The 11,989-nt window shown below is 47.1% G+C and carries 9 protein-coding genes and 1 tRNA gene; all 10 read right to left on the minus strand.

Going from position 1 to position 11,989, the window contains the following annotated elements; all coding sequences use genetic code 11:
- Positions 1 to 494 precede the first annotated feature (494 nt).
- Positions 495 to 566, minus strand: a tRNA-Arg gene (locus tag HYN59_RS01880).
- Positions 567 to 655: 89 nt separating this feature from the next.
- Entirely contained in the window at positions 656 to 1,105 is a 450-nt protein-coding gene (locus tag HYN59_RS01885) for a GatB/YqeY domain-containing protein (protein ID WP_108776645.1), read from the minus strand.
- Between the two features lie 91 nt (positions 1,106 to 1,196).
- Positions 1,197 to 3,167 carry a cell division protein FtsZ gene (gene ftsZ, locus HYN59_RS01890; protein ID WP_181369490.1) on the minus strand — a complete coding sequence of 657 codons (1,971 nt, stop codon included), beginning with the start codon at positions 3,165 to 3,167 and terminating at the stop codon, positions 1,197 to 1,199.
- A gap of 13 nt (positions 3,168 to 3,180) precedes the next feature.
- Positions 3,181 to 4,587, minus strand: coding sequence for a cell division protein FtsA (gene ftsA, locus HYN59_RS01895; RefSeq protein WP_108776647.1), 1,407 nt, complete (start codon positions 4,585 to 4,587; stop codon positions 3,181 to 3,183).
- A 4-nt stretch (positions 4,588 to 4,591) separates the two neighbouring features.
- Positions 4,592 to 5,314, minus strand: coding sequence for a cell division protein FtsQ/DivIB (locus tag HYN59_RS01900; RefSeq protein WP_108776648.1), 723 nt, complete (start codon positions 5,312 to 5,314; stop codon positions 4,592 to 4,594).
- Positions 5,301 to 6,650: a UDP-N-acetylmuramate--L-alanine ligase gene (gene murC / locus HYN59_RS01905; RefSeq protein ID WP_108776649.1), complete on the minus strand. Its 1,350-nt coding sequence runs from the start codon at positions 6,648 to 6,650 to the stop codon at positions 5,301 to 5,303. Before murC ends, HYN59_RS01900 begins: the two co-directional genes overlap by 14 nt.
- Positions 6,651 to 6,725: 75 nt before the next feature.
- Positions 6,726 to 7,820, minus strand: coding sequence for an undecaprenyldiphospho-muramoylpentapeptide beta-N-acetylglucosaminyltransferase (gene murG, locus HYN59_RS01910; protein WP_108776650.1), 1,095 nt, complete (start codon positions 7,818 to 7,820; stop codon positions 6,726 to 6,728).
- 158 nt (positions 7,821 to 7,978) lie between these two features.
- Positions 7,979 to 9,295, minus strand: a complete 1,317-nt coding sequence (locus HYN59_RS01915) for an FtsW/RodA/SpoVE family cell cycle protein (RefSeq protein ID WP_108776651.1) — start codon at positions 9,293 to 9,295, stop codon at positions 7,979 to 7,981.
- Positions 9,296 to 9,416: 121 nt separating this feature from the next.
- Positions 9,417 to 10,754 (minus strand): UDP-N-acetylmuramoyl-L-alanine--D-glutamate ligase, encoded by a 1,338-nt coding sequence (murD, locus tag HYN59_RS01920; protein WP_108776652.1) that lies wholly within the window; start codon positions 10,752 to 10,754, stop codon positions 9,417 to 9,419.
- Position 10,755: 1 nt separating this feature from the next.
- Entirely contained in the window at positions 10,756 to 11,988 is a 1,233-nt protein-coding gene (gene mraY, locus HYN59_RS01925) for a phospho-N-acetylmuramoyl-pentapeptide-transferase (protein ID WP_108776653.1), read from the minus strand.
- Position 11,989: the final 1 nt, after the last annotated feature.

The following is an 11,989-nucleotide window of genomic DNA, read 5'->3' on the forward strand; positions in this document are numbered from 1 at the left end:
CAATTTACAAACATTAATTGTTGTAACCTATTTTTTCAAGCAAAATGGAGTTGCTATCTCACGGTTTTTACTGCCTTTTTCAGTCAATGAAGCTACGTCGAAATGAACCGTCAGCTATTTCTTATAAATTAAAAAAGATCAGCAGATGCAGTGTTTTTTTGGTGTTTTACTTGCATAAAAAAAGAGACTTCATATGGAGTGCCTGCGGCCATCCCGCAAAGTTCCGCTTTGAAAATGAAACGGGAACGAAAAAACTTAGCAAGCTTACATATTCGCGTTAACCACGAATCGGGATTGACTGCGGCCATCCCGCAAAGCTCCGCTTTGAAAATGAAACAGGAGAGAAAAACGCTAAAGCAAGCTTACCTATTCGCGTTAATCACGAAACGGGAGTGCCTGCGGCCATCCCGTAAAGCTCCGCTTTGAAAATTAAACAGGAGCGAAAAAATGCTAAAGCAAGCTTTGCATTTTTTCGCTCCTGTTTAATTTATTCGTGACCTCATCGGGATTCGAACCCAAATCTTCAGAACCGGAATCTGAAATTCTATCCATTGAACTATGAGGCCTTTTTTGAGATTATTGGATCTTAGATTTTTAGACTGCAAGACTTTACGTTCAGACAGTCCTGTTGTCTAACATCCAACAATCTATAGTCTTAAGCCAGCGCTTTCTTTACCGCTTCCGATATCGCTTTACCGTCGGCCTGGCCTGCAAGCTCTTTGGAGGCAATGCCCATTACTTTGCCCATATCGGCAATTCCTGAAAATCCGTTATCGGCAATAATCTTTCTTACTATGGCTTCTACTTCTTCTGCGCTCATTTGTGCAGGGAGAAATTTCTCAATCACGGCAACCTGTGCCAGTTCCGGGTCGGCAAGGTCCTGGCGGCCCTGCTGGATGTATATACTGGCGCTGTCCTTACGCTGTTTTACCAGCTTTTGCAGCAACTTTATCTCTTCTTCCTGCGATATCTCTTCTTTGGCACCGCTTTCGGTTTGTGCCAGCAGTATGGCCGACTTGATAGCGCGAAGCGATTCAAGGGCTACGGTGTCTTTAGCTTTCATGGCGGTTTTCATCTCGTCCATGATCTGGGTCTGTAAACTCATAGTACAGGGTTTTTAAAATGTGCCTGCGAAGATAAAAAAAATAACCCGAAAATATTAGCTATTTTCGGGTTAAGGTCACATTTGGGTTAGTTTAATCCACATTGTCATGCAGGAACGAATTGTTGGAACGCAACTGAAGGTCGTCGTTACTGTCCGTGCCTAATGACAAACGGGATTTGCTATTGTCTGTACGGGAATCGTTCAGGTCGATACCCATCCTTTTGTATGCAGGTTCTTTTTCAAATTCATCAATCCTCGAAGAGCTGTTGTGGAACTTATAGTTGAATTCCTTCATCTTTTTCCTTCTCTCCTCTGCCCTCAGGCGAAGCGTCTCTTCAATGGTCATTTCCACAGGGGAGATGTCTTCATGCGATGCAGCAAACCTTGAAGGCTCCGGCTGTTCTGTCTTTTTAATAGTCAGGTCCAGCTCCGGGGCTATCGGCTCCGCTACTTTCGCTGCAGGCTTAGACTCTATAAGCTCCGCTTCCTTTTCAAGGTAGTCTTCCAGCGAATAGCGCACGATGCCTGTTTCGTTAAGCTCGGTGATCGGCACTACCTGCACCGGCTCATTCACCTTAATAGCGCGTGTCTCATCGGTAAGGCTGAATAAAAGCTTTTCTTCTTTTTTTACGTTATCTACCGAAAGGTCGAATGAAAAAGTGAATTGCTCCTCTTCTTTCTCCACGATCACAAATTCAGGCTCCCTCACCTCAATTTCCCTTACATCTTTTATCGCGAACTGCTGCACCGGCGCTTTGGCAGGCGATACAATCTCAAAAAACACGTCAAGGTTATTGATGTAATCTGAAGATGGGAACGCAGGCGTTTCGGCAACAGGCGTTTCAACAACTTCAGCTATTGGCTTTTTTTCCTCAATTACTTCCTCCTCAAGCGCAAATACTATTTTTTCTTCAACAACAGGCGCTGCGATTGCCTCCGGCTTTGGCGTTTCGGCAACAGGCGCCGAAAAGTCAAATGAAGGTACAATAGGCCTTTGCGTAAGGTCGCGCACCAGCTTCTGGTCTTCTTCCAGTGCGTGGATTATCTTTTTAGGCTCGGTATTCACGATCTCATTCTGCTGCTCTACATTAAAGCCGGTCGCTATAATGGTAACGGCAACGGCATCGCCAAGCGACTCGTCTTCGCCCACACCCATGATGATGTTGGCGTTGTAGCCGGCTTCTGCCTGTATGTGGTCGTTGATCTCACCTATTTCGTCAATGGTAATCTCGCTCGTACCCGAAACGATAAGCAACAGTACGTTTTTCGCGCCTGTTATTTTGTTGTCGTTCAATAGCGGCGAGTCCAGCGCATCGACGATCGCGTCTTTCGCACGGTTATCACCTGATGCAATAGCCGATCCCATGATAGCCGTACCGCTGTTAGACAGTACCGTCTTGGCATCTTTTAAGTCGATGTTCTGGGTGTAGTGATGCGTTATAACTTCAGCAATACCCCTCGAGGCTGTTGCCAACACTTCGTCCGCTTTAGAGAACCCGGCCTTGAAGCCAAGGTTGCCATATACTTCACGCAGCTTGTTATTGTTTATTACAATAAGCGAGTCTACCTGCTTGCGCAGCCTCTCCACACCCGCAAGAGCCTGGTCCGACCTTACCTTACCTTCAAACTGGAATGGTATGGTAACAATACCTACGGTGAGGATATCCCTTTCCTTGGCAAGCTGTGCAATTACAGGAGCAGCACCCGTACCGGTACCGCCGCCCATACCCGCTGTTATGAAGATCATCTTGGTATTGGTGTCCAGCATCTTTTCGATATCGTCTATGCTTTCCAATGCCGACTGCTGTCCTACCTCAGGATTAGCGCCCGCACCCAGGCCTTCGGTAAGGCCTACGCCCAGCTGTATCTTATTCGGGACAGGGCTGTTTTGCAATGCCTGCGAATCTGTATTGCACACAATAAAATCAACACCTTTAATCCCCTGCTTAAACATGTGGTTTATCGCGTTGCTTCCGCCGCCGCCAACACCAATTACCTTGATCACGTTCGATTGATTCTTTGGTAAATCAAACGAAATGCTTCCAAATTCTGTGTTCATCATATCCATCGGGTTTTTATTCTGCGTTATCTAAAAAATCTTTGATCTTGTCTATATACTTGTCGAAAAACGACCTCTTTACCTTTTTCTCTGTGGTTTCCTGCGCGTTATTCACCGGAGCGCTTACGGTTACTGTTTCAAGCTCTTCCGATTCCTGTACCGGTTCGGGCGCTATTACAGTGTTGATGACCGGCTGCGGCCTTGGCGGCGCCGGCTGCTCCACAGGTTTCTGCAATTCTACCAATGGCGTTGCGCTGTAGGTATTATTGCGAAGGCTGTTCATAACCAACCCTACTGCAGTGGCATATAGCGGGCTTGATATTTCCTCATCGCTGTTGCCTGCCAGATGCTCGTTAGGGTAGCCAATGCGGGTATCCATACCGGTAATGTATTCTACCAGCTGCTTGATGTGCTGCAGCTGTGCGCCGCCGCCCGTAAGCACAATTCCTGCTATCAGCTTCTTGCGCGGGTCTTCATGGCCGTAGGCTTTTATCTCGCCAAATACCTGCTCGATGATTTCTACCACGCGGGCATGGATGATCTTTGAAAGGTTCTTAAGCGAAATCTCTTTCGGCTCACGCCCGCGAAGGCCCGGGATCGAAACGATCTCGTTGTCCTTATTCTCGCCTGGCCATGCCGAACCGAATTTGGTTTTCAGCAGTTCTGCCTGCTTTTCTATGATAGAGCATCCTTCCTTGATGTCTTCTGTAATCACATTGCCGCCGAAAGGTATCACTGCCGTATGGCGGATGATGCCGTCTTTAAATATGGCAAGGTCGGTCGTGCCGCCTCCTATGTCGATAAGTGCCACCCCTGCTTCTTTCTCTTCCTGGCTCAATACCGCATCCGCAGAAGCCAATGGCTCAAGGGTAAGCCCCGAAAGGTCAAGCCCGGAGCTCTTGATGCAGCGGCCTACGTTGCGTATGGACGAAGCCTGCCCTACCACCACATGGAAGCTGCTTTCCAGCCTGCCGCCATACATACCGATAGGTTCTTTTATCTCGCTCTGGCCATCGATCTTAAATTCCTGCGGCAATACATGGATAATCTCCTCTCCCGGAAGCATGGCCAGTTTGTGCACCTGGTTGATCAGCATATCGATGTCGGCATCGCCTATCACTTCTTCCGGATTGTTCCTGGAAATGTAGTCGCTGTGCTGAATGCTGCGAATGTGCTGGCCGGCGATACCCACCACCACATCGTTGATCTTGTATCCGGAGTCGGCCTCAGCTTCCTGAACGGCCTGCTGTATCGACTGGATAGTTTGCGTTATGTTATTAACAACTCCTCTGGCCACACCAAGGCTTTTGGACTTCCCCACACCAAGTATCTCCAGTTTCCCATACTCGTTTTTCCTGCCTATCATTGCCACGATCTTTGTCGTCCCGATGTCTAAGCCTACTGCAATGTTGTCTTTTTCCATAAATCTATTTTTTGGTGCACACAACCTGTTGTGTAAATTTCAGGTTTATTGTTTTGTAATTTTCAATCAATGTATCCCTAACTGCATCCTGAAGGAATGCCTTATAGTTATTAAACTTTTTTTCAATATTTATAGGCCTCCCGAACACGATGTCAAAATCATAGTTCCTGCTTAGCATCCTCAGCCCGCCGGTTGGGTACACCTCAATACCGATGATATTCTTTTTCAAAAAATCATCATCATTGATATACTTCAGCAGCTTGTGCAGCTTGTCCTTCTCCGTACTGTCGATCTCGCCCGTTACAAGCGGAACCCTCGCAGTGTAGTTGTCAGATAGCGGCATAGTGCGCCCTTTGTCATCTATGTAATAAGAATTCCCCCCTTTATATATCCTGGCGATGGGCCTGCGCTGCCTTACTACAGCCTCGAGCCTGCCATCCACGGTGGCAAAAACCTCTGCTTTATCGATCATAGGATCTTTATCGAGGCTTTTTTCCACGTTATTCAAATCTAACCTATCTTTCCTAATGCCCGTAACACTGCCATAATTTTGTATCAACAACTTATTAACTTTGTCCTGCGTTATAAAGGCCTCCGTATCAGCAAATTTAATTTCAACTTTCTTCAGCTTCCTGCTTTCATTCCGCTTTGATGAGAAGGAAAAAAGGAAAATGACCGCGCCGAGCATCAGCACTAATCTTACATCGTTCCACTTAATTTTTTTCATCTAAAACTTTTTTAATTTCAGGTACCATTTCCCCTATATCGCCGGCGCCTATCGTGATGATCACTTCGGCATCCGACATTTTAAGCAGCGGTATCAAATCGGCTTTGCTTACCAGCTTTTTATTAGGGTTATCCATTTTCTCCAACAGCCATTGTGAGGTAATCCCCTCCATGGGCAGCTCCCTTGCCGGATAAATGTCCAGCAATACAATGTTCTCAAACGCCGACAGGCTTTTGGCAAACCCATCGGCAAAATCGCGCGTGCGGCTGAAGAGGTGCGGCTGGAATACCGCCAGCACTTTCCTGCCAGGATACAGCTCGCTCACCGCCTGGTGCACTGCGTTTATTTCCGTCGGGTGGTGGGCATAGTCGTCTATATACACCAGCCCCGGTTTTTTTATCTGGTACGAAAACCTACGCTTCACACCTTTGAAGGTTTCCAGCGCTTTTGCAATAGCTTCCGAAGCTACCCCGTAGGTACTCGCCATAGCCAATGCCAGCAATGCGTTCGTAAGGTTATGGTGCCCCGGCAGTCCAAATTTCAAGTCCTTTATCGTTTCGGTCGGTGTCTTTACGTCAAACACATACCAGCCATCCTCGATCCTTATATTTTCGGCAGAAAAATCACCACCGTTCACGCCTACTGTCACTCCTTCCAGCGGAAGGCCTTTGGTAACAAACAGGTGCTTTTTATCTTCAACTTTATCGGCAAATTCCCTGAAGGTTGCCACGATCGCATCTTCATCGCCGTAAATATCCAGGTGGTCGGCATCCATCGACGTGATACAGGCCATATCCGGATACAGGTGCAGGAACGAACGGTCGAACTCATCAGCCTCAACTACCGTTACCGTTTTGCCACTGCCTATCAGGTTACTGTTGTAGTTCTCTACAATTCCGCCCAAAAAGGCAGTTACATCCACATCGCTTTCATACAGCACATGGCCCAGTATGCTCGATGTGGTGGTCTTGCCGTGGGTACCCGCTACCGCAAAGCAGTAGGTGTCCTTGGTTATAATGCCCAATACCTCGGCACGTTTTCTCACTTCAAAACCATTCTCAAGGAAGTAGTTCCACTGCATGTGCTCTTTCGGCACAGCAGGCGTTACCACTACCAGGGTATTTTCTTTGTTAAGAAACGGAAGCGCAATAAGTTCCAGCCTGTCTTCAAAATGGATATGGATACCCTCGGCCTTCAGTTCATCGGTAAGATGTGTAGGCGTACGGTCATAGCCGGCTACATTTTTGCCTATGAATTTGAAATAGCGGGCCAGGGCGCTCATCCCGATGCCCCCGATTCCTACAAAATAGACGTTATGTATTTTATTTAGCTCCATTCCTTTTAAAGGTTCTTAGGCTCTTTAGTGGCTAAGGTTCTTAGGCGCTCCTCAGTGACTAAAAACCTTAGCACCTCAGTGCCTTAATAATTTTACAATCTCCTCAACTATATCATTAGTGGCATTTACTTTTGCCAATTTCTTTATATTTTGCCCCAGCCTGTGCTGTTTTTCTTCATTGCGCAGCAGGTCTTCAAACACGGGCTGGAATTGTGTGTCCAACTGTACTTCCTTCAGCATCAGCGCGCCTTCTTTGTCAACAATCGACTTTGCATTCTTTGTCTGGTGGTCTTCCGCAACATTGGGCGACGGGATAAAAATCACCGGCTTGCCTACAATGCAAAGCTCTGATACCGATGATGCACCGGAGCGTGACACTACAATATCGGCTGCCGCATAGGCCATATCCATCCTGTCGATGAACGAAAGCACCTGTACATTATCGGTATCGCCGTAGTGCCTGTATTGCTCAAAATAGAACTTACCACACTGCCATATCACCTGCACGCCCTGCGCCACGATCCATGTTAGTTCTTTTGCTATCAACTGGTTGATGCGCATCGAACCAAGGCTCCCGCCCAATACCAACAATGTCTTTTTCTGCGGGTCAAGGCCGTATTTCTTTATTGCCTCTGCCCTGTTATCTTCTGTATGTATAAGGTCCTGGCGCACCGGGTTACCTGTAAATACTATTTTAGATGCCGGGAAGAAACGCTCCATGCCATCATAGGCCACGCATATTTTATCTGCCTTTTTCGAAAGCCACTTATTTGTGATGCCCGCGTACGAATTCTGTTCCTGTATTACGGTTGGTATCCCTGCTGCCGATGCGGCTTTCAGCAACGGCCCGCTGGCAAACCCGCCTGTACCTATAACCACATCCGGCTTAAAGCTTTTCACAATGCCGCGCGACTTCCAAAGGCTGCTCATCATTTTCAAAGGGAGCATGGCGTTATCAAGTGTCAGCTTTCGCTGTATGCCCGCAATCCATAAGCCTTTTATAGTATAGCCTGCCTGAGGCACTTTCTGCATCTCCATTTTGTCACTCGCACCCACAAAAAGTATCTCACTCTCAGGGAAACGTGCCTTTAATTCATCCGCAATAGCGATCGCAGGATAGATGTGCCCTCCTGTTCCGCCGCCGCTTAGTATGAATTTTGGATTTGCCATTTTTTATTTATTATTGCTTTTGTCCTCCCCCGGCCCCCTCCGAAGGAGGGGGAGACGGGATTGCTAATCAGTACGTTTATTTTATTCTATTCTTTGTTTTAATCTAAAATCTATTCATCCTCACTGGCAATCTGAAATCTGAAATCTACAATCTGAAATTACTTCCCTAAAACCGCATTCATTGGGTTTGAGGATGCATCTTCTATCGAGTAGGCTGCGGGTTCTGCAAGGCCTGCCGCCTCGGCTTCTTCGCGTTGCTTTTCCCTCAGTATGTGTTCGTCTATCATGCGTTGGAGTGTTTGCTCACGCTCTTCTTTCTCCGCCTGCTCCTGCGCTATTTCTTCTTCTTTCCTGGTAACGCTGATAATAATGCCTATGGAAATACACGTCATCCATATCGAGCTACCTCCGCTGCTTATCAGGGGCAATGTCTGGCCCGTTACCGGAAGCAGCTCTACCGCAACACCCATATTGATGAGCGCCTGGAAGATGATCGGGAACCCGAGCCCAACGATCAGAAGCTTGCCAAACATCGTCTGTGCTTTGTGTGCCGTAACCAGGAACCTGAAAAACAATATCAGGTACAGAAACAATACTGCGAGCCCGCCTAATAATCCGTACTCCTCCACAATGATGGCGAAGATAAAGTCGGAAGACGATTGCGGCAGGAAGTTCTTCTGTATGCTCTTACCCGGGCCCTGCCCGTAAATACCACCTGTAGCTATGGCTATTTTTGCTTTCTCGATCTGGTAATCGTCTTCACCGGGTGCATCAGTCGTAAAGCGTTCGATACGGCTTTTCCATGTATCAACCCTGCTGTTAGGTATTACTTTTGGAAATGTCATTACTACCGTTACAAACAAGGCTACCATAGTTATTCCCATCACGATGATCAACCCAAGATATTTTAACGGGTACCTGCCAACAAACACCAGCATGCACACCATCGAAAAGATGAGCGCTGCCGTAGAGAAGTTGGCTGGCAATATCAACGCCAGTATAACAAATACCGGAACCCATAATTCAAAGAACGATCCTTTGAAGGTAATTGGCTTATCGTGCATTTTGGCAAGGTAGCGCGCCACATAGATCATTAGCACTATGAAGGCCAGCGCCGATGTCTGGAATGTAACGCCTATGAATGGCACTTTTATCCAGCGGCTGGCATTGGCGCCGTCTATCACCGTACCCTGGAAAAAGGTGTACACCAACAGTAACGCGACGACAGGGAGTGCAATCTGCGAGAGCCCACGGTAATAATGGTACGGCACTTTGTGCACAAAATAAATGAGCCCGAAGCCGATGAATATATGCACCAGGTGCTTAACCAGATAACCAATAGTCGAGCCCTTTCCTACAACATATACCAAATTGGTACTGGCGCTGAAAACCGGCATGAATGAGATAAGGGCCAGCAACATCACGAATGACCAGATGCCCTTGTCTCCTTTCAGGTTATTGATTAATTCTTTCATTTTTATCTATTTATTCTTTTGTGAGACGCATTCAATGTGTCTCGACATTTAACCACCCCGCCCTTCGGGCACCCCTCCAAAGGAGGGGAAGCGGGTGCAACATTATTTTTCGGTATTACCGTTATAAATTCTGCACGGCGTTTTTAAATTGTTTGCCGCGGTCTTCATAATTCTCGAAAAGGTCGAAGCTTGCACAGGCTGGTGACAACAATACCGTATCGCCTTTTTCCGCCAGTTTTTGTGCGATCTTTACCGCTTCGGTCATGCTTGTAGTTTCCACAAGTACATCCACTACACTTTCGAATGCCTTTTTTATCTTTTCGTTATCCACGCCAAGCGCCACGATAGCTTTTACCTTTTCCCTTACCAATGGCATCAGTTCGTCATAATCATTGCCTTTGTCTACACCGCCTACTATCCAAACGGTTGGGGCTGCCATGCTGTCCAATGCAAAGAACGTAGCGTTGGTATTCGTTGCCTTACTGTCATTGATGTACTGCACATTCTGTATTTTCAGCACCTTCTCGAGGCGGTGCTCCACACCCTGGAAGTTAGAAAGGCTCTCCCTGATGGTATCTTTCCTGATGCGCATCAGCTGGGCAACCGCAGTCGCCGCCATCGCATTCTTTACATTGTGCTTCCCTTCTAATGATAGTTCGTTTATTGGCATGGTAAATTCTTCGTTTGTTATATTGCTTATTATTGTGTTGTTTTTTAGATATATACCCTCATTCAGCTCCTTAGTAAGCGAGAAGGGTATTTTCTTCGCCTTTATTTTGTGCTCACCGAGCCATTTTGAGATAATTTCATCGTCCGCATCGTATACCAGGTAATCGTTTTCTGTCTGGTTCATCGTTATCCTGAACTTGGCCGCGATGTAATTTTCATACTTGTACTCGTATCGGTCCAGGTGGTCGGGGCTTATGTTGGTGATCACCGCTATGTGCGGGCGGTAATCTACTATCCCGTCGAGCTGGAAGCTGCTCAGCTCCAAAACATAGCCTTCGTGCTTATTTTCGGCTATCTGCCATGCAAAGCTTTTGCCTATATTACCTGCCAGCCCAAAGTTCAGCCCGCCCTGCTTTACCAGGTGGTGGGTGAGCATCGTAGTAGTGGTCTTGCCGTTGCTCCCTGTTATCCCTATGGTATCTACTTCAATGAACTGTTGTGCAAACTCTATTTCCGATATGACCGGCACCCCTTTCTCCATTAGCTTCTTCACTATTGGCGATTTGTCCGGTATGCCAGGGCTTTTCATTACCACATCGGCATTCAGTATCAGGCTTTCCGTGTGCTGCTCTTCCTCCCAGGGGAGCTTATTCAGCGCAAGGACTTCCTTGTAATTGTCCTTTATCTTTCCAAAATCGGATACGAAAACATCGTAGCCTTTTTTCTTCCCGAGTATCGCGGTACCAACACCGCTTTCGCCCCCGCCAAGTATCACTAACCTTTTTGCCATATTACCTTAGTTTTAATGATACCAGTGAGAAAATGGCCAATAGGATGGCAATGATCCAGAAGCGCGTCACGATCTTGCTTTCGTGGTAGCCTTTTTTCTGGTAATGGTGGTGCAGCGGCGCCATCAGGAATATCCTGCGGCCTTCGCCAAATTTCTTTCGCGTATATTTAAAATAGCTCACCTGCAGTACCACCGAAAGGTTCTCCGCCAGGAAAATGCCGCACAGTACCGGCACCAGCAATTCTTTTCTAACTGCAATGGCCAGCACCGCTATGATTCCCCCTATGGTAAGGCTGCCCGTATCGCCCATGAAAACCGAGGCCGGATAGGTGTTGTACCAAAGGAAACCTATGAGCGCCCCCACAAATGCGGCAATATAGACCGTCATTTCACCCGAATTGGGTATGTACATTATATTCAGGTAATTCGAGAATATGATGTTACCCGACACGAATGCGAAAATCCCCAGCGTGAGCACTGCAATGGCCGAGGTTCCGGCCGCGAGCCCGTCGATACCATCGGTAAGGTTGGCGCCGTTGGACACTGCCGTGATGATGAATATCACGATCAGGATGAATACAATCCACGCATAGCTTTTGTAACCGTCGCCCATAAAAGACAATACCTCAGCATAGTCAAACTCATTATTTTTAAAGAACGGAATGGTTGTAACTGTCGATTTTTCTTCCTGTGGCTTCGGCGATATAGTATTCTGCTCAGTAGTGCTGATGCTGTAGGCCGATCCTGCGGTATCAGTACGTACCGTTACTGCGGGGTGGAAGTACAGCACATAACCTACTATAAGCCCAAGCCCAACCTGGCCCACTACCTTGAATTTCCCTTTAAGGCCTTCTTTATCTTTTTTGAATATCTTGATATAATCATCGATGAAGCCAATGGTTCCCATCCAGAGTGTGGTCACTATAAGCAACATTACATAAATGTTGTCCAGCTTTGCAAGCAGTATTACCGGTATCAGCGTCGAAATGATGATGATAAGCCCTCCCATTGTTGGAGTACCCGCTTTCTGGGTCTGGCCTTCCAGGCCAAGTTCCCTTACGGTTTCGCCTATCTGCTGCCTGCGCAGGAAGTTGATGATCTTTTTACCGAACACGGTAGAGATGAACAGCGACAATATCACTGCCAGCCCCGAGCGGAAGGTAATGTACTGGAACACGCCTGTTCCCGGCACATCCAACTGCTTGTCTAGATATTCGAATAAGTAATATAGCATA

It is taken from the genome of Flavobacterium album (assembly GCF_003096035.1).
In the GTDB taxonomy this organism is placed as follows: Bacteria; Bacteroidota; Bacteroidia; order Flavobacteriales; family Flavobacteriaceae; genus Flavobacterium; species Flavobacterium album.